General features: G+C 69.1%; 13 protein-coding genes. 7 read left to right on the top strand and 6 right to left on the bottom strand.

Translation table 11 applies throughout. The annotated features are described in order from the left end of the window. Positions 1–8 precede the first annotated feature (8 nt). Positions 9–785, bottom strand: a complete 777-nt coding sequence (locus K0817_RS04435; protein ID WP_219980155.1) for an electron transfer flavoprotein subunit beta/FixA family protein — start codon at positions 783–785, stop codon at positions 9–11. 90 nt (positions 786–875) lie between these two features. On the opposite strand from K0817_RS04435, the gene K0817_RS04430 reads away from it, so the two are divergent. Beyond that, positions 876–1,412, top strand: a complete 537-nt coding sequence (locus K0817_RS04430) for a MarR family transcriptional regulator (RefSeq protein ID WP_219980154.1) — start codon at positions 876–878, stop codon at positions 1,410–1,412. Positions 1,413–1,416: 4 nt separating this feature from the next. Here K0817_RS04430 and K0817_RS04425 read toward each other — a convergent pair whose 3' ends face one another. Genes K0817_RS04425 through K0817_RS04415 form a run of 3 tightly spaced genes read right to left on the bottom strand, consistent with a single transcriptional unit; the run spans position 1,417 to position 4,327 of the window. Next, the gene (locus K0817_RS04425) at positions 1,417–2,193 is read right to left on the bottom strand and encodes an enoyl-CoA hydratase (RefSeq protein WP_219980153.1); all 777 of its coding nucleotides are present in this window, start codon (positions 2,191–2,193) and stop codon (positions 1,417–1,419) included. Beyond that, a complete protein-coding gene (gene mmsB, locus K0817_RS04420; RefSeq protein WP_219980152.1) occupies positions 2,190–3,110 on the bottom strand; it encodes a 3-hydroxyisobutyrate dehydrogenase in 921 nt (306 codons plus the stop codon). The genes K0817_RS04425 and mmsB overlap by 4 nt, the downstream gene beginning before the upstream one ends. 26 nt (positions 3,111–3,136) lie before the next feature. Further along, positions 3,137–4,327: an acyl-CoA dehydrogenase family protein gene (locus K0817_RS04415; protein ID WP_253735170.1), complete on the bottom strand. Its 1,191-nt coding sequence runs from the start codon at positions 4,325–4,327 to the stop codon at positions 3,137–3,139. Positions 4,328–4,566: 239 nt separating this feature from the next. Between K0817_RS04415 and K0817_RS04410 the strand changes: the two genes are divergently transcribed. The 3 genes from K0817_RS04410 (at position 4,567) to K0817_RS04400 (ending at position 10,265) form a co-directional block, all read left to right on the top strand. Beyond that, positions 4,567–5,079 carry a DUF421 domain-containing protein gene (locus K0817_RS04410; protein ID WP_219980151.1) on the top strand — a complete coding sequence of 171 codons (513 nt, stop codon included), beginning with the start codon at positions 4,567–4,569 and terminating at the stop codon, positions 5,077–5,079. Next, positions 5,072–6,445, top strand: a complete 1,374-nt coding sequence (locus K0817_RS04405; RefSeq protein WP_219980150.1) for a DUF2254 domain-containing protein — start codon at positions 5,072–5,074, stop codon at positions 6,443–6,445. Before K0817_RS04410 ends, K0817_RS04405 begins: the two co-directional genes overlap by 8 nt. A gap of 142 nt (positions 6,446–6,587) precedes the next feature. Further along, on the top strand, positions 6,588–10,265 hold the full coding sequence (locus K0817_RS04400; protein ID WP_219980149.1) for a choice-of-anchor I family protein: 3,678 nt from the start codon (positions 6,588–6,590) through the stop codon (positions 10,263–10,265). A 66-nt stretch (positions 10,266–10,331) separates the two neighbouring features. Here the strand turns inward: K0817_RS04400 and K0817_RS04395 are convergent, their stop codons facing one another. Next, entirely contained in the window at positions 10,332–10,670 is a 339-nt protein-coding gene (locus K0817_RS04395) for a YciI family protein (RefSeq protein WP_219980148.1), read from the bottom strand. 166 nt (positions 10,671–10,836) lie between these two features. Here K0817_RS04395 and K0817_RS04390 point away from each other — a divergent pair, with 166 nt between their 5' ends. Further along, a complete protein-coding gene (locus K0817_RS04390) occupies positions 10,837–11,016 on the top strand; it encodes a hypothetical protein (protein ID WP_219980147.1) in 180 nt (59 codons plus the stop codon). 36 nt (positions 11,017–11,052) lie between these two features. Further along, on the top strand, positions 11,053–11,421 hold the full coding sequence (locus tag K0817_RS04385; RefSeq protein WP_219980146.1) for a VOC family protein: 369 nt from the start codon (positions 11,053–11,055) through the stop codon (positions 11,419–11,421). A gap of 13 nt (positions 11,422–11,434) precedes the next feature. Here the strand turns inward: K0817_RS04385 and pulA are convergent, their stop codons facing one another. Next, a complete protein-coding gene (pulA, locus tag K0817_RS04380) occupies positions 11,435–17,176 on the bottom strand; it encodes a pullulanase-type alpha-1,6-glucosidase (RefSeq protein ID WP_219980145.1) in 5,742 nt (1,913 codons plus the stop codon). 399 nt (positions 17,177–17,575) lie between these two features. Between pulA and K0817_RS04375 the strand changes: the two genes are divergently transcribed. Beyond that, the gene (locus K0817_RS04375) at positions 17,576–18,424 is read left to right on the top strand and encodes an NAD(P)H-binding protein (RefSeq protein WP_219980144.1); all 849 of its coding nucleotides are present in this window, start codon (positions 17,576–17,578) and stop codon (positions 18,422–18,424) included. Positions 18,425–18,471: the final 47 nt, after the last annotated feature.

The following is an 18,471-nucleotide window of genomic DNA, read 5'->3' as shown; positions in this document are numbered from 1 at the left end:
AGTCACCCTCACACGAGCCGGTTCTGGACGAGGAACTCGGCGAGCTGCTCGCCCGCGTCGCCCTCGTCGACGATCTTCACGCCCGCCTCGCGGGGCGGCTTCTCACTGAGCGCGATCACGATGGAACGCGAGGCGTTCGGGTCGTGCGCGTCGATGTCGAGGTCGTCCAGCGAGAGCGTCTCGAACGGCTTCTTCTTGGCCGCCATGATGCCCTTGAAGTTCGGGAAGCGGGCGTCGGGCAGCGCCTCGGTGATGGAGATCACCGCGGGCAGCGCCGCCGAGACCTGCATCGTCGCGCCGTCGGACGCGCGCACACCGCTGACGGCGGCATCCGTGATCTCCACCGAGTTGAGGTACGTCGCCGCCGGCACGTCGAGCAGCTCGGCCACCATCGCCGGCACCACACCGCCTGAGCCGTCGGTGGACTGGTTGCCGGCGATCACCAGGTCGAACCCGACGCGCTTCAGCGCCGCCGCGAGCACCTCGGCGGTCAGGCCCAGGTCGGCGCCCAAGAGGGCGTCATCGACCACCTGCACCGCGGACGCTGCGCCCATCGCGAGTCCCTTGCGCACGGTGGCCGAGGCGGAATCGGGGGCCATCGACAGCACGACGACCTCGGTGCCCGGTGTCTTGTCGGCGTACGACAGTGCCACCTCGAGCGCACGCTCGCCGATCTCGTCGAGCACGGTCTCGCTCGCCGCACGGTCGGCCAGACCCGTTTCCAGCGACAGCTTGCGATCCCCGTAGGTATCCGGGACTTCCTTGACCAGGACGACGATCTTCATCACGATCTCCTCACGCTGGCGTCGAGTCTAAAGCCCGCCCTGCACGGCCGACGAACCGCCCGCCCGGTACGGTGGATGCGGGAGGTCCACGTGGCAGCAACCAGGCGTCTTCCGGTCGATCCGATCGCCGAGGCCAAGCGCCAGTGGATCGAGCACGGCTGGGACACTGCCGCCGCCGGCATGACCGCCGTCACCTCGATCATCCGTGCGCAGCAGCTCATGTTCACGCGCATCGACGCGGCACTCAAGCCGTTCGGCCTGTCGTTCGCGCGATACGAGATGCTGCGCCTCCTGGGCTTCACAAGAGAGGGACGGATGCCGATGGCCAGCGCCATCGCGCGCCTGCAGGTGCACCCGACCAGCGTCACGAACACCGTCGACCGGCTCGCCCGCGACGGACTGGTCTCGCGCGAGCCGCACCCCACGGACGGGCGCGCGGCGATGCTCGTGCTCACCGAGGCGGGGCGCGCGCTGGTGGAGCGGGCGACGATCGCCCTCAACACCGAGGTGTTCGAGCAGCCGGGACTGGCCGAGGAAGACACCACCGAACTCGTGCGGATCATCGCGCGCTTGCGCAAGGACGCCGGCGATTTCGCCGACCCGCGGCCGCAACCCGAGCCGTTCTGAGACGTCACCGTCCGAGGAACTCGGGGGGTCGCTTCTCGCGGAAGGCGGCCATGCCCTCCTTCTGATCGGCGGTGTCGAACAAGGAGGCGAAGACGTGACGCTCGAGCCGGAGCCCCTCCGTCAGCGAGCCTTCCAGCGCCGCGTCGAGGGCCGACTTCGCCGCGTACAGCGACGGCAGCGACTTGGCGGCGATTCCATCGGCGACCTTCTGCGCCTCATCAAGCAGTTCAGCGGCGGGCACCACACGTGAGACCAGTCCAGAACGTTCGGCCTCGGCGGCATCCATCATCCGTCCGGTGAGGATCAGGTCAGCGGCCTTGTAGTAGCCCACCGCGCGGACGAGCCGCTGCGAGCCGCCCATGCCGGGGATCACGCCGAGGCTGATCTCGGGCTGCCCGAACTTCGCGGTGTCGGCGGCGAGGACGATGTCGCACATCATCGCCAGCTCGCATCCTCCGCCCAGCGCATAGCCCGACACGGCGGCGATGACGGGCGTGCGCACGGCGGCGAACCGGGCCCAGCCGCCGAAGTGGTCGCTCAGGACCATATCGAGGCCGGACTTGTCTTCCATCTCCTTGATGTCGGCGCCGGCAGCGAAAGCGCGCTCCGAGCCTGTGACCACGATGGCGCCGATCGCCTCGTCGGCGTCGAAAGCCGACGCCGCGACGACGACCTCGTGCATGACCTGCGTGTTCAGCGCGTTCAGGGCTTCGGGACGGTTCAGGGTGATCCACCCGACCCTTCCGCGCGTGTCCACGAGGATCGTCTCGAAGTCGGTCATCGGCTTTCCTCCTCGGACCGCGCACTGTGGGCGCGGATGGTGTTGATGATGCCCGAGAAGTCCTGACTGCCGCCCGGACCCTCGGCGAACTCGCGGTAGACCTCGCGCGCGAGCATCCCCATCCTGGCCTCGACGCCGGTCGATGTCACGGCGTCCTCGGCGAGCCCCAGGTCCTTGTTCATGAGTGCGCCCGCGAAACCGGGCTGGTAGCCGCGGTTGGCGGGGCTCGCGGGCACCGGGCCCGGAACGGGGCAGTTGGTCGTCAATGCCCAGCACTGACCCGACGCGTTGGAAGCGACGTCGAACAGCGCTTGATGCGACAGCCCGAGCCGCTCGCCGAGCACGAACGCCTCGGCCACCGCGATCTGCGACACCGCGAGGATCATGTTGTTGCAGACCTTCGCGGCTTGGCCGAGACCGGCGCCGCCGCAGTGCACGACGCGCCGGCCCATAACCTCGAGCAACGGCCGCGCTGCCTCGAAGTCCTCGTCCGCCCCGCCCACCATGAACGCCAGGCTCGCGTTCTCGGCGCCGACCACACCGCCCGACACCGGCGCATCCAGCGAACGATGGCCCGCCGCTTCGGCGAGCTCGTGCACGGCGCGCGCGTCGTCGACGGCGATCGTCGAGCAGTCGACGAAGAGCGTTCCGGATGCCGCGACACCGAGCAGCCCGTCGGCCCCGTCGCTCCCGCGATACGCGTCGAGCACCTGCTGGCCGGTCTGGAACATCGTGAACACGACCGACGCTCCGGCCGCGGCATCCGTGCCAGAATCCGCGCCCGCCAGCCCCGCCTCTCGCGCTGCCTCGACGGCGGCCGGCATCACGTCGAAGCCGACCACCTCATGCCCTGCGGCGGCAAGGTTCTTCGCCATCGGCAGGCCCATGTGCCCGAGCCCCAGGAATGCGATCCTCATTGCTGACGTCCTTGTCGGTCGGCGCGTCAGCCGGCCAGCAGCTGCCGGCCGATGATGACGCGCATGATCTCGTTGGTGCCCTCCAGGATCTGGTGCACGCGCAGGTCGCGCACGACCTTCTCTATCCCGTACTCGTGAAGGTACCCGTACCCGCCGTGCAGCTGCAGGGCCTCGTTCGCGACACGGAACCCGGCGTCGGTCGCGAAGCGCTTGGCCATCGCGCACTGCATCGCGGCATCGTCGACGTCGGATCCTGCGATCTTGGCGTCGAGGGCGGCGGCGGCATCCCGCACCATCGCCCGCGCGGCGCGCAGCTCGGTGGCCATGTCGGCGAGGGTGAACACGACGGACTGCTTCTCGGCGAGCGGCTCACCGAACGTGAAGCGCTCGTGCACGTACCGCACCGCGCGATCCAGTGCCCACTGAGCGCCTCCCAGCGAGCACGCGGCGATGTTGAGGCGGCCGCCGTCCAGGGCCGACATCGCGATCTTGAACCCCTGCCCCTCACCGCCGAGGATGCTCGACGCGGGCACCCGCACCTCGTCGAGGATCACCTGTCGCGTCGGCTGTGCGTTCCAGCCCATCTTCTTCTCGTTCGCACCGAACGACAGGCCGGGAGTGCCCTCGGGCACCAGGAAGGCGGTGATCCCGCGGGCGCCCGGTTCGCCGGTGCGCGCCATGACGATGTAGACGGATGCCTCGCCGGCACCCGAGATGAACTGCTTGACGCCCGTCAGCACGTACTCAGTGCCACCCTCGGCGTCCGAGACCCGCACGGCGCTCGTCGTGATGGCCGCGGCATCCGATCCCGCCCCGGGCTCGGTGAGGCAGTAGCTGCCGAAGCCCTCCATGGATGTCAGCAGCGGCAGCCATTCCTGTCGCTGAGGCTCAGTGCCGTAGGTGTCGATCATCCACGCCACCATGTTGTGGATCGAGATGTAGGCCGCGATCGCCGTGTCGCCGACGGCGAGCTCTTCGAAGATCGCAACCGCGTCCGAACGCGAGAGTCCGCTGCCGCCGACGTCTTCGCGCACGTACACCCCACCGAGCCCCAGCTCTCCCGCCCGCGCCAGCGTCTCCCGCGGGAAGTACTTCTGCTCGTCCCACTCGAGTGCGTGCGGTGCGAGCTCGGACTGCGCGAAGTCACGGACCGCCTCGAGGATGGCGGCTCGCTCGTCGGCGCTGAGGGCGGGGACCATGGGGGTGACGGTGGACATTGCTGCTCCTTCGGCGATCCCACGGCGCCCTTGTGAGGCCCGAGGTCGACGGCGTGGTGCCTTCGTCGGCACGAAAGAAACTTTACATGGACGTCCAACTATTTGCGAGGGGTTCCAGTATTTACCTGCCCTGGATTGCTCGACGCCCGATCCCCTAAGGGGGTTGCGGCCGGAGCGCAACCCCGTTCCGGAAGCGTCCGACCACGCAGGAGACTGTCCCGCAACCCGAAGGGAGCGCCATGTGGTTTGATTCGTGGTCGGAGGTAGGGCGGGTGGTCGCCGTCGGCGGGGCCGCGTACGTCTTCCTCGTCGTCGTTCTGCGGCTTTCAGGCAAGCGGACCCTCAGCCAGATGAACGCCTTCGACTTCGTCGTGACGGTCGCTTTCGGTTCGACGCTCGCGACGATCCTGCTGAACAAGGACGTCTCATGGGCCGAGGGGGCGACGGCGCTCGTGCTGCTGGCCGCCCTGCAGCTGCTGGTGGCGTGGGCCTCGACGCGGTGGCGCTGGTTCCGCCGGGCCGTGACCTCCGGACCCGCGGTCGTCCTGAGGAACGGAGAGATTCGCCACGACGTGATCCGTGAGAACCGGCTCACCGAGTCGCAGGTGCAGCAGGCCATCCGAAGCGCCGGCTTCGGAGACCCGTCGAGAGTGGGTGCCGTCGTTCTGGAACCCAACGGCATGCTGAGCGTGATCGGCCGGGACTCCGTCGGCGACGGCTCGGCGTTGCCGGGGGAGACCGAAGATGCCTGACTCGGCGCGGCACACACCGCGAAGGACCCGCAGCCACGGCTGGTGGGCCCGACTGTCGGAGTCGATCGAGTCCCGACTCTGGCCGCTTCCCCTGGCCGCGGTCATCCTCTCCGTCGGCCTGGGCCTTCTGCTGCCGCGCGTCGACCTTCTCGTCGACGACAGCCTTCCGGACGCGGTGGACTCCGTGGTCTTCAACGGCGGGGCGGATTCGGCCCGGTCGGTGCTGTCGGCCATCGCCGGGTCACTCATCACGGCGACCTCGCTGACCTTCTCGCTGACGGTGATCGCCCTGCAACTGGCCAGCTCTCAGGGCTCCCCTCGTGTGCTGCGGCTGTTCGCTCGGGACCGCCAGGTCCACTTCACCCTCGCCGCGTTCTTGGGTACGTTCGCCTATTCACTCACCGTCCTGCGAACCGTACGCTCTGACGAGAACGGCGACCCGCCGTTCATCCCGCGGATCTCCGTCACCGTCGCCTTCGGCCTGACGCTCCTCAGCGTCGTGATGCTGGTGTTCTTCCTCGCCCACCTCGCGGCCCAGCTGCGAATCGAGACCATGCTCAGAGACATCCACGGCGAGACCGACAGCACCATCGATCTCGTGAGCGGCAGGAACGCCGAGGTCGACGCGTTCCGGGGCGACGTCCGCGTTCCCACGCTGAAGCATCCGGTCGCTGCGCCATCGAGCGGTTTCATCACGAACCTCGACCACCGCGAATTGGTGGCACTCGCGTCGCAGCGGGAGGTCGTGGTCCAGCTCAGCAGGAAGGTGGGCGACAGCGTGGTGGCGGGCACGCCGCTCGCGCACTGGTGGCCCTCGCGCGCCGACGCCACGGCGGATGCCGACGAGGTCGAGTCCGCGGTGCAGTCGTCGTTCTCGATCGGGTACGAGCGCACAGCGGCTGATGACGTCGACTTCGGACTGCAGCAGACCATCGACATCGGCCTGCGCGCACTCTCGCCGGGGTTGAACGATCCGACGACCGCCGTGCACGCCCTCGGCCACCTGACAGCCATCACAGCGCGGCTGCTCCAGATTCCCCGACTGCCCGAGGCTCTCGCCGACGGCGACGGCCGACTCTGCGTCCTCACGGTGGTGCGTTCACCGGCCGATGAAATCGATGCGGCGCTCACACCGATTCGTCACTACGGCGCGACCCACCCCTCTGTGACGACCCGCTTCCTGCAGGCGGTGTCCGAACTCCACCTGCTCACCGACGATGCCGAGGTCGAGGATGCACTCCTCGCTCAGCTCGACGCCCTGACCGCGCAGCTGCAGTCCAGCGACGGCGATCCGGCCACGATCGACACCATGCTGTCACAGACGCGTGAAACCCGGCGGCGTCTCATCGACGGCTCCTCGCTGTGACCGAAGCACGCCTGCCGGTGCGGGTCCTCCGCGCCGCGCTTGCATGAATCCGTCGCCCGCAGTTCACCCGCGCGACACCTGAACCCGTTAGGCACGGAGGGCGCCGTGTGCGCACCACCCGTCCCCTCCCGTGAGGATTCCGATGCCTTCGCATGCCCACCGCCGCCTCGTCGCCGCCGCGACGACGACGGCCGCCGTCTGCGCGCTCGCGCTGACACCGTTCACCGCCGCCTCCGCGGCGGTCGTCCCCGACCCGATCGTGCATTCGGCTGAGGACGCCACCCTGTCGCTGTCGCCCCTGGGCACGTTCGAGACCGGAGCGTTCGACGAGAGCGCGGCCGAGATCGTCGCCGCCCACGGCGACCGACTGTTCGTGGTGAATGCGCTGGCCGGATCCGTCGATGTGCTGGACTACCGCGATCCCGCGGCGATCACCAAGGACTTCACCCTGTCATCGACCGGCGTCGCCAACTCCGTCGCCGTGCGCGCGGATGGCCTCGGCGTCGTCGCCTTCGAAGCCGCCGTCAAGACCGACGCCGGTCACCTGGTGTTCTTCGACGCCAACGCCGCCGACGCAGCGTCGGCCGTCCTCGGCACCGTCGCAGTGGGGTCGCTGCCCGACATGGTGACGATCTCGGGAGACGGCGCCGTGGCCGTCGTCGCCAACGAGGGCGAGCCGGCCGACGACTTCTCGATCGACCCCGAGGGTTCCGTCTCGGTCGTCACACTGCCGCAGACCGTCGCCGCGCCGGCGCAGGACGCGGTGCGGACGGCGGCCTTCCACGCCTTCGACGACGGCAGCAAGACCCTGCCGGCCGACGTCCGCGTGTTCGGCCCCACCCCGCACGGCGAAGACCGGCCGATCAGCCGCAACCTCGAGCCGGAGTACGTCACGATCGACGGCGGCGTCGCCTATGCGTCGCTGCAGGAGGCGAACGCCGTGGCCGTCGTCGACCTGGACTCGGCCACCGTCACGGATGTCTGGTCGCTCGGTTTCAAAGGCCACGGGCTCGCGCAGAACGCGCTCGACCCCAGCGACAAGGACGGCGGCTTCTCGCTGCGCACCTTCGAGGCGCTGAAGGGCATCTACATGCCCGACGCGATCTCGTCCTACACCGCCGGCGGCCAGACCTATCTCGTCACGGCGAACGAGGGCGACGCGCGGGAATGGGGCGAGTACGAGGAGCCCGCGCGCGTGAAGAACCTCGCGGAGGAGGGCTTCGGCCCCGTCTGCGAGCCCCTCACCGGGCTTCTCGGCGATGCCGACCTGGGTCGCCTCAACGTCACGAAAGAGAACGGCTTCGACGCCGACGCCGGCTGCTACAGCGAGCTCTACGCGTTCGGCGGACGGTCCTTCTCGATCTGGACCACCGAGGGCGAGCAGGTCTTCGACTCCGGCTCGTCGTTCGAAGAGGTGACCGCCGCGGCATCCCCCGAGTTCTTCAACTCCAATCACTCGGAGTCCAACCTCGAGGGCCGCAGCGACGACAAGGGCCCTGAGGCCGAAAGCGTCGCCATCGGCACACTGAGCGACCGCACGTACGCCTTCCTCGGGTTCGAGCGGGTCGGCGGCATCGCGGTGTACGACATCACCGAGCCCGCGGCATCGACTTTCGTCACGTATGTGAACAATCGCGACTTCTCGGTCTCGGTCGAGGACGCGGCGGACCCGGCAGCGGTGCTGTCGCAGGCCGGCGACCTCGGGCCCGAGGGCATCGCGTTCATCCCCGCCGAGGACTCTGCGACGGGCGAGCCCCTGCTCGCCGTCGGCAACGAGGTGTCGGGCACGACGACCCTGTTCGCCATCGAGGACCTCCTCGCACCCGAGACCACCGACCTCCAGGTGCTGACGATCAACGACTTCCACGGTCGCATCGAGGCGAACTTCGGCAACGGAGAGGCCGGCGCCGCGGTGCTCGCGGGCGCCGTGGACGCGTTCGAGGCCGAGAACCCGAACACCCTGTTCGTGTCGTCCGGCGACAACATCGGCGCCTCGACGTTCACCTCGTTCATCCAGGAGGACGCGCCGACCATCGAAGCGCTCGTCGCCGCGGGCCTGGACCTCGGCGCAGCCGGCAACCACGAGTTCGACCGGGGCTTCGCCGATCTCACCGGACGGGTCACCGACCTGTACGGCAGCGCCGACTTCAACCTCGGCGCCAACGTCTATGCCGAGGGCACGACCGACCCGGTCCTCCCCGAGTACACCGTGCGCGAACTGGACGGGGTGCGGGTCGCCTTCATCGGAACGGTGACTCCAGACACGGCCACGATGGTCACGCCGACGGGCATCGAGGGCATCGAGTTCGGGGACCAGCTCGAGGCGGCCAACCGCGTCGCCACCGAGATCACCGACACGGATGCCGCGGACGTGATCGTGCTGCTCACCCACGACGGCTCGGCGACCGAGGACTGCGCCACCATCGCGACCGGAGACACCGACTACGCGCAGCTCGTGAACGGTGCGTCTGCCGAGATCGACGCGATCGTCTCGGCGCACACCCACCAGGCGTACACCTGCATGGTGCCGGTCGAGGGCGTCGAGGGGACTGAGCGCCCCGTCATCCAGGCCCACCAGTACGGCACGACACTGGGCAAGCTCGACATCTCTGTCGACACCGAGACCCGCGAGCTGATCTCGATCGACGCGTCGCTCGTGCCGCTCGTGGGCGGAGAGGACGGCGAGACGCCGCTGTATCCGGCGGATCCCGCCGTCCAGTCGATCGTCGACGAGGCCGCCGCCGAGGCGGACGTGCTCGGCGCGGTCGAGGTGGGCGAGATCAGCGGTGACATCCTTCGAGGCGGTACTCCCCCGGGAGACGACCGTGGCGTGGAGTCGTCGCTGGGCAACCTGGTCGCGGACGTGTACCTGTGGGCGACCTCCAACGAGGACTATGCGGGTACGCCGGCGCAGATCGGCATCATGAACCCGGGCGGGCTCCGCGATGACCTGCTGTACGGACAGGACGGCGTGGTCACCTACCGCGACGTCGCCGAGGTGCAGCCGTTCGCCAACACGCTCGTGACCGTGACGCTTGACGGCGCTCAGCTCGAGCAGCTGCTCGAGGAGCAGTGGCAGCCCGCCGGCTCGTCGCGCCCGAAGCTGCACTTGGGCATCTCGGAGGGCTTCACCTACGAGTACGACCCTGATGCCGCAGCAGGCTCGCGAATCGTCTCGATGTCGCTGAACGGCGAAGCCGTGACGGCCGATGAGACCTTCACGGTCGTGACGAACTCGTTCCTCGCCGCCGGTGGCGACAACTTCGCCACCTTCGCCGAGGGCGGGGACCGCACCGACACCGGCCAGGTCGACCTCACCGCCTCGGTGCAGTACTTCGAGCAGGCGGGCGTCGTCGACCCGGCACCGCTCGGACGAGCGGTCGTCGTCGACGGCGGCCCGACCCCGACGCCCACCCCCACGCCCGGCGTGGACTGGGCGACGGTCGACGTCGGCTCGGGCAGGGTCGAACAGGGCGGATCGCTCCCGGTGAAGGTCTCGGGCCTCGAGCCGGGTCAGCAGATCAGCGCGACGCTGTTCAGCGAGCCGATCGTGGTGCAGGGGATTCCGGCAGCCGACGCGAGCGGCAACGTGTCGTTCACGGTGCGGATCCCGTCGGATCTGCCCCTCGGCGCGCACACCCTCGTGATCGAGTCGGCAGGCTTCGAACCGCTCTCGGTGTCGGTCACGGTCGTCGCCCCGGGCCAGCTCGCCGTCACGGGCGCCCAGCTGCCGTGGGGCATCGCGCTGGCTGCGGCACTGCTCGTGGTGCTGGGTGGAGCAATCGTGGTGATGCGTCGCCGGCCGGCCGTGCGCGGCTGATCCGCATCGGATGTAGAGGAGCCCGGATGCCACGGCATCCGGGCTCCTCTTCTGTCGTCCGACCCGTCAGGCGGATTCGTTCCACGGCGCGAAGGCGCGGAGCTCGAGCTGCCCGTTGCGGGCCATCGGGTGGCGCGATGCGATCTCGATCGCCTCGTCGACGTTCTCGACCTCGAGGATGTCGAAGCCCAGGATCACCTCGCTCGTCTCGGCGAACGGACCATGTGTGGTGAGCACCTTGCCGCCGCGCACTTTCACCACCGTCGACTCTGAGACAGGCGCCAGCACTTCGCCGATGATCCGCTTGCCGGCAGCATCGAGCGGATCGACCCACAGGTCGATGTCGGACTCGTCGGGCTGCTGGTCGGGCTGCGCGTCGCTGACGACGAACATCATGAACTTCATGGTCTGATCCTTCCGGTAGCGGGCGGCCACGTGCCACCCTCGTCAAGGCCGTCGAACAGCGCCGGCGCAGATCGACGAATCGACTGCAGAAAAGTCATCCTCTGGGATGACCACGGACAGACCGGGGGCGGACGCGGACGCGCGCCGCGGTTCGTAGCGTCGGAGTGTGACCACCTCCACCGCTCGGCTTCCGCACGTCCACCGTCGCACCATCTCTCCGCTGGCCGCGTTCGTTCTGACCGTGGCGGGGCACATCCTGGTGCTCGGGATCCTCGCCGCGGGCACCGTGGGGGTCGCCGTGGCGGCGTTCGCCGTCTTCGGATCGTCGATCCTCGAAGCGATGTGACGACCACGACGGCGGGCTCGCCGGTAAAGTTCGCGCATGACCGAGCGCGCTGTTCCCATTCTGCTGAGCCGAGACCTAGCCGAGACGCTCTCGTTCTACGAGCGCCTGGGCTTCGAGAATCGCGGTGCACCACCCGAGGACTGGGGATACCTCATCATCGGGCGCGGTGATGCCGAGCTGCACTTCACGCTGGACACGTCCGTCGATCCGCTACGCAGCGCGTCGATGTGCTACCTCTACGTCGACGACGCCCAGTCGGTGTTCGTGGACTGGCGACACCTCGTGATTCCGGATGCCGCGACCGGCAGCCGCATCGATGCTCCCACCGACACCGACTACGGCATGCGGGAGTTCGCCGTCGTCGACAGCAGCGGCAACCTCATCCGCGTCGGCAGCCCGCTCTGACCCACGGCCGGCGTCACGGCTGCCGATCGATCAGCACCACGGCCGATCGCGCCGGCACCGTGATCGTGCCGCTCGCGGCATCCCACGTCGTCGTCTTGACGACCGCGTCCGAGCCGTCCGCCAGCGCGGGCGTCAGCGCGAACTCGCGACCGGCGAGCTCGGGAACGGACTGCGTCGCCGCGTCGGGCGTGGCGTTGAAGACGACCAGGGCTCCCTCGAGCTCAGGGTCGACGTCCTCACCGACGAGATCGTCGATGAGCATCACGACGAGCCCGGGCGCGGCATCCGGTCCGCTTCCGGGGAACGTGACCTTCTGCTGGATCAGGTCCGCTGACCCGAGGCGCAGCAGGCCCACTTCTTCGCGCACGCGCAGCAGATCGAGAGCGGATGCCTCGGCCGCCGCGATGTCGGCAGCGCCCGGCTTGTTCGCGGGGTCGGCCAAGAGCGGCGCGAGGTCGTCCCAGTGGTCGCCGTTGTCGGCCTCACGGGGCAGGCCGGAGCCGAACGTCGACTCCTGCCCCGTCCAGTCGATGCGGTTGAACCAGTCGCCCGAGTTGTAGCTGTTCCGGTCGAGCGACTTCGAGCGCAGCAGCTCGGTGCCGGCGTGCCAGAACGACGGGGTCTGCGCGAACGCTGTGGTCGCGAGCGACAGCGTGTTCATCCGCACCCGGTCGGCCATCGGGGTGTCGGCGGGCAGCTTCAGCACGCCGAGGTCGTAGAGCGTCTCGTTGTCGTGCGCGTCGACGTAGGTGATGATCTCGTCGGGCTGGTCGGCGTAGCCGGCCGGTGAGCCGTTGTAGTCGAACTCATCGCCGGGTCTCACCGTGCCGTCGGCAGCCGTCATCTCGAAGTCGCGCAGATTGCCCGCGAGGCCGAGCTTCACCAGGTCGGTCTTGTGCGCAAGATCCGCGAACGGGTCGCCCGGCGCGGACTGGTCGCTGCCGTTGGGGTCGGTCGCCAAGCCCGTGCCGAAGCCCTGGAAGAACTTCGAGTCCGCGGCGACGGGGCTGCCGCCATGCACGGCATCGCGCAGCCGGTCGGTGAACGTCCCGATGCCGGTACCGCCCAGCTGACCCTGCGTGGCCTGTTCGAAGAGAGCGTTGTTCGCGACTTCGCCGAAGTTCCAGCCCTCGCCGTACAGGTAGACCTTCGAGCCGTCGACGCCGTCCTCCTTCACCGTGAGGGAATCCAGCGCCTCGCGGACGGCCAGCATGTTGGCCTTGGAGTGATGCCCCATCAGGTCGAAACGGAAGCCGTCGACCCGGTAGTCGCGCGCCCACGTGACGACCGAGTCGACCATGAGCTTCTCGGCTGCCTCGTGCTCGGTCGCGACGTTCTGGCAGCACGTCGAGGTCTCGACACCGCCGGCCAGGTTGAGGCGGTGATAGTAGCCGGGCACGACCTTGTCGAGCACCGATTTCTCGTCCTGACCCGACTGCGCGGTGTGGTTGAACACCTGGTCGAGCACGACCTGCAGACCCATCCCGTGCAGCGCGCCGACCATCTCGCGGAACTCAGCGACTCGGGCGCCGCCCTCGGCATCGACCGCGTACGAGCCCTCGGGGACGGTGAAGTGATAAGGGTCGTAGCCCCAGTTGAAGCCGTCCGAGTCGGCCAGGGCCTCGATGCACGCCTGCTGCGCGGTATTGGCCGGGCCGAACGACGCCAAGTCGCACGCCGGCTGCGCCTGCTTCGACCGGTCCTCTTCGATCGTCGCGATGTCGAACGTCGGCAGCAGATGCACGGTGTTGATGCCGGCGTCCGCCAGCTGCCGCAGCTGCTGCGTGCCCGCGCTGTCGCGCGTGAACGCCCGGTACGTGCCGCGCTCGGCTTCGGGCACCGACTCGTCGCTGATGGAGAAGTCGCGAACGTGCAGCTCGTAGATGGCACGCTCGACGGGCCGGTCGATCGCCGGCGCCTTCTTGGTCTGCCACACCTTCGGCCGCCATTGCTTGTCGTGCAGATCGATGGCGACCGACCGCTCCGAATTCAGGGTGAGCGCGACAGAGTACGGGTCGGTCACGGTGTTCGTCTCGATCGCGCCGGTCGTCGGCGCATAGACGACGACCTCCCACGCATATTCGTCGCCCTTGAGGCCCTTGCCGCCTTCGACGGTCCAGATCCCGGATGCCGCGTCCCACTCGGCCTCGTGCCGCTCGGGGTCGCCGCCCTCGGCACCGGCCTCCCACGTGAGCAGGGACGCCTGCTGCGCGGTCGGGGCCCACAGCCGGAACGTCGGCTTCTTGCCCCGGAACGTCACGCCCAGCTCGGCATCTGCCAGTGCATCGGCATAGAGGGCGTCGAGCACACCGGGGATCTGCACGCCGGTGTATGCCGACACGGCGCCCTCGCCGTTTCGCTGCGACACCATGAGCTGTCCGCGCAGCAGGTCGCCTGCGGCATCCGGATCCGCCACACGCAGCGCCGCGAACCCGGCGAGCGCGGGGAACCGCTCCTGCTGTTCGGCTGTCAGTCCACTTTCGACCAGCGACAGACCGATGGCGTCGCCGCCCGTGACCTCGCCGTCTTCGAGGACGAGCGCCCCGTCGGGAGAGGCGTGGAGCTGCCAGGTGGCCTCCGCCGCCGGAGTACCGAGGTCGGCGGGCCACGCGATCGTGTCGGCGTCGATCCAGTGCGCCCGCTGCTCGCCGAGCCCGGGAAGCCCGTCGCCGATCTGCAGTGCGTGGGTCGCGAGCGTGTAGCGGAAGAGCACCGGCACGCCCTCGGTCACGGTGAACGAGTAGTTCGAGCCGTCGCGCACACCGCCGACGCCGTAGTTCTCGGCCCAGCTCAGGCCGTGCGCCACCTTGCCCTCGTAGGCGCCCTCCGGCAGCTCGAGCGTCAGTTCGTACACGCCGTCCCTGTCGCCGTCGGCCATGAGGCTCGCGAGACAGTCGGGAGCCCAGTCCCCGGCGCATCCGCTCTCGCTCTGGTGCGAGCCGGGCACCGTCACGATGGGACCCTCCGCCGTGGACTGCACGATGTTCGTGCGCGGGTCGAAGTAGAACGTGATCGGTCCGCCCGGGTGGGAGATCGCGATGTTCGCCCCGCCCGGAACGCCGTTGGCGCCGTAGTTGAGGTCCCACGTGCCGTTGATCGCGACCTTGTACTCGTACTCACCGGCGGCCAGGTCGAAGGTGCCCGCCCACACGCCGTCCGCGCGCAGCGTCAGCTTCGCTGCCTCGCATCCCGGCGCCCAGTCGCCCGCGCAGCCCATCTCGGAGTTGAGGCTTCCCGGCACCGTCACCATGTCGATCGGCGACTCGGGCTCTTGGGGAACGTCGAGCGATACGGCGTTGCCCACCGACGCGTAGGTCGATGCCGCGGAGTGGTGGCCCGCGGCATCCGTCGTCACCGCGCGGTACTCGACGAGCGTGCCGTTCGCGAGCCCGTCGATGTCGTGGAAGACGCGCGGCTCGGTGTCTTCGGCGGTACCGAGCGCGTGCCAGTCGTCCGAGCCCACCACCCGCCACGCGAAGCTCGTCTCGTGCCACGTGACGTCATCGACGTCGGCGCTGACGGCGACCGAACCGGTCACTCCCGCTCCGGCGGCGGGCGCGCTCACCGTGAGTTCGATCGGTGCCGCGGGGGCGGTCACGGGCGCGTCGGCGCGGTAGACGACGGCCGACAGGGCCGGAACGGTGACGGATGCCGCGGCGGAGGCATCCGTCTGGATCCCGGTCTGGGTGCCGTACACCGCCGTGAACGCCGCGTTCGCCGTGAGAGTCGGGACGCTCACGGTCTTGTCGGCCGCGGTGTTGTTGAGGGCGACGAGGTATTCGACCTTCTCGTCGCGGTCGACGCGCGAGAAGGCGTAGACGCCGGCGCCGTTGTCGGCGTAGCGCTCGATCTGCGCGCCGGTGACGAGCGCGGGGTGGTCGGCGCGCAGCTGCGAGAGCCCTGCGATGTGCTCGTACACGGGGGCATCCGTCGCGTACCGATCGACGGCGCCGGCGTTCTCGCCCGTGATGAGGGGCTGGTTCTGGTACTCGGCGACCTGACTGGCGAAGAGGGACTGTCGCGCGCTCTTGTCGCCGCCGGTGCCCGCGAAGCCCTGCTCGTCGCCGTAGTACACGACGGGCTGCCCGCGTCCGAGGAACATCAGGTCGTGCGCGAGCAGGTCGCGCTCCAGCGCGTTCGGTGTGGTCTGCAGCAGGTGTCCCACCCGCCCCATGTCGTGATTGCCGAGGAAGGTCGGCAGCGCCGTCGACGACGAGTCCGGTGTCGTGTACCGGTCATCGCCGGCGTAGAGGCTCTGCAGGCCCTTCGCGCTGTTGCCCGCCGCGAAGCTCACCGCCGAGGACTGGAACGTGAAGTCGAGCACGCTGTTCATGTCGGTGTCGCGGACATACGGCGCGAGCTTGACGGGGTCGGCGTCGTAGACCTCGCCGAACATGAAGAACTCGGGCTTGCCCGCGGCGTGGGCGTAGTCGAGCACCTCGGTGGACCACTGCTCCCAGAACTCGAAGTTCACGTGCTTGGCGGTGTCGATGCGGAAGCCGTCGATGCCGAGGTCGATCCAGTCCTGGTAGACGTCGACGAAGCCGCTCACCACCGTCGGGTGCTCGGTCATGAGGTCGTCCAGACCGTCGAAGTCGCCGTAGGTCACCGATTCCCCCGACCAGGTCGAGTTGCCGCGGTTGTGGTACAGCGTGGGGTCGTTGAGCCAGGCCGGGGTCTTCGCGGTCGCGTCGGCACCGGTCAGCGTCGGGGTGTAGGGGAACGACGTCGCCGGGTCCAGCTCCGGGAAGCTGCCGGTGCCCGCGTGCTCGGCAGGGTCGAACGCTGTGCCGTTCGCGTCGCGGTAGGGCTCGGTGGCCTGGTCGATGTACGAGTACTGGCCCTCGGCATAGTCGATCACGTCGGCGGTGTGGTTCGTGATGATGTCGAAGTACACCTTGATGCCCTCGGCGTGCGCCTCGGCGATCAGCGCCTCGAGCTCGGCGTTGGTGCCGAGGTGTGGGTCGATCTGTGTGAAGTCCGTGATCCAGTACCCGTGGTATCCGGCGCTCGCGTTCGCGCCCTCGCCCTGGACCGGGCGGTTGGTGAAGCTCGGCGTCAGCCAGATCGCGCTCGTACCGAGCCCCTTGATGTAGTCGAGGTTCGCCCGGAGCCCGGCGATGTCGCCGCCGTTGTAGAAGCCCTTGTCGGTGGGGTCGAACCCGTGCGCCAGTCGGTCTCCCCCTGGACCCGAAGTCGGCGCGCCGCCGGTGTCGTTCGCCGGGTCGCCGTTGGCGAAGCGGTCGGTCATGACGAAGTAGAACTGCTCGTCGCTGCCGGGCTGGCGGACCGGAGCCGCGATGAGGGCGTCGTCGTCCGCCGTGTAGTCCGTGCGCAGCGACTGGGCCTCGACGCCCACCCTGTGGCTGGTGTCGTCGAACACGAAGCGCAGCGTGGCGGGCCCGTCGACGGTGAGCGGGATGTTGTCGCCGCCGCCGTTCAGACCGTAGGCCTCGTCCCAGGTGTCGTCGACCGCGACCTTGTACTCGTAGGACCCCGCCGGCACCTCGAACTCAGCGGCGTAGACGTGCGGAGTGCCGGTCGGTGTCAGCTCGGTCTCGGTGCACGCCGGCTGCCAGTCCTCGGAGCAGCCCAGCTCGGACTGCAGGCTGCCGACGAGCGCGAACGTCCGGTCGGCAGCAGCAGCCGGCGCCGCAGCGAGCGCCGGGACGATCACTCCCCCCGCGGTTACGAGCGCAGCGGCAGCGAGGCTGGCGGTCAGACGGCGGGCACGTGCGGCGGTCGACTTCGACACGGGAGCTCCTGAGGGGGCGGTGGGCACGCCAACGTGCCGATGATGCAGTGTGCCGCCGACAGTAGCAGCGGCGATCGCGATTCTGCAAGCGCTTACAGTATGAGAACTCTTTCATTCAGGGCTGGCTCGGCGACGCAGCATCCTTCCGCCCGTCGATTTGGGCAACCGCTTGCAGTCCGCGCTTCCGGGCACGTATGCGTTGAGGTCGTTTCCGCCGGGCGGAGAATCGCCGTCGTGTCGGAGGATCCCCGCGAGAAGCTCCGCCGCGGGCACGACCCTCCGCCGGGCGGAGGGGGGATTCGCCGCCCGGCGGACGATCCGAAGGGGCCGTTCCGAGACGATGTCGCAGCCTCGCAGTTGACTGAGCCAGACCCCGCAGAAGAGACCAGAGGAGCGGAGATGTACATCGTCATGGGCGGAACGGGCCACGTCGGATCAGCCGCGGCCGACGCGCTGCTGCGACGGGGAGAGGAGGTGACGATCGTCACCCGAAGCACGGAGTCGGCGTCGTCCTGGCAGGCCAAGGGCGCATCGATCGCGGAGGCCGACATCAACGATGTGGACGGCCTGCGCGACGTGTTCCGGATGGGGCGACGAGCGTTGCTGCTCAACCCGCCGGCCGACCCGTCCGAAGACACCGACGCGGTGGAGCGGCGGACCGTCGACAACATCCTGGCGGCACTCGACGGATGCGGTCTGGAGAAGGTCGTTGCCGTGTCGACGTATGGCGCGGCGCCCGGCGATCGCATCGGCGACCTGGGTACCCTGTGGCGGCTCGAGAACGGACTGGCGCAGCAAGGCATCCCCGCGGCGGTGAACCGCGGCGCCTACTACATGTCGAACTGGGATGGCTTCATCGCTGCGGCTCGCGAGTCGGGATCACTGGCGACGATGCTGCCGACGGATCTGAAAATGCCCATGGTCGCGCCCGCCGATGTCGGCGAGGCAGCCGCGCAGCGACTCGTCTCGGACGTGGACGACGTGGGGATCGAATACGTCGAGGGCCCGCAGCGCTACACCGCGGCCGACGTGGCCGGGGTCCTTGCCGCACAGCTGCAGCGCGACGTGCGACTCGAGGTGGTTGCACCCGACCATCTCGAGGCGACGTTCGCGGCGTTCGGATTCAGCCCCGCGGCGGCGAGTTCGTACGCGGGAATGACCCGCCGTACGATCAGCACCGTCGAGCTTCCCGATGCGCCGCGGCGGGGCACGACCACCCTGGAGCAGTACGTGAAGTCGGTCCTGTGACGCCGTTGGCCGCCGCCATCGGCGGTCCGCGTGCATCCGCCGGGCGG

The sequence above is a fragment of the Microbacterium sp. HD4P20 genome, assembly GCF_019449275.2.
Lineage (GTDB): Bacteria > Actinomycetota > Actinomycetes > Actinomycetales > Microbacteriaceae > Microbacterium.
The sequence above is the reverse complement of the archived record's forward strand: the minus strand, read 5'-3'. Positions and strand labels throughout refer to the sequence as shown.

Coding starts and splice junctions, on each gene's coding strand:
- K0817_RS04435 (WP_219980155.1), bottom strand. CDS start 785: ATGAAGATCGTCGTCCTGGTCAAGGAAGTCCCGGATACCTACGGGGAT.
- K0817_RS04425 (WP_219980153.1), bottom strand. CDS start 2,193: ATGACCGACTTCGAGACGATCCTCGTGGACACGCGCGGAAGGGTCGGG.
- mmsB (WP_219980152.1), bottom strand. CDS start 3,110: ATGAGGATCGCATTCCTGGGGCTCGGGCACATGGGCCTGCCGATGGCG.
- K0817_RS04415 (WP_253735170.1), bottom strand. CDS start 4,327: ATGTCCACCGTCACCCCCATGGTCCCCGCCCTCAGCGCCGACGAGCGA.
- K0817_RS04410 (WP_219980151.1), top strand. CDS start 4,567: ATGTGGTTTGATTCGTGGTCGGAGGTAGGGCGGGTGGTCGCCGTCGGC.
- K0817_RS04405 (WP_219980150.1), top strand. CDS start 5,072: ATGCCTGACTCGGCGCGGCACACACCGCGAAGGACCCGCAGCCACGGC.
- K0817_RS04400 (WP_219980149.1), top strand. CDS start 6,588: ATGCCTTCGCATGCCCACCGCCGCCTCGTCGCCGCCGCGACGACGACG.
- K0817_RS04395 (WP_219980148.1), bottom strand. CDS start 10,670: ATGAAGTTCATGATGTTCGTCGTCAGCGACGCGCAGCCCGACCAGCAG.
- K0817_RS04385 (WP_219980146.1), top strand. CDS start 11,053: ATGACCGAGCGCGCTGTTCCCATTCTGCTGAGCCGAGACCTAGCCGAG.
- K0817_RS04375 (WP_219980144.1), top strand. CDS start 17,576: ATGTACATCGTCATGGGCGGAACGGGCCACGTCGGATCAGCCGCGGCC.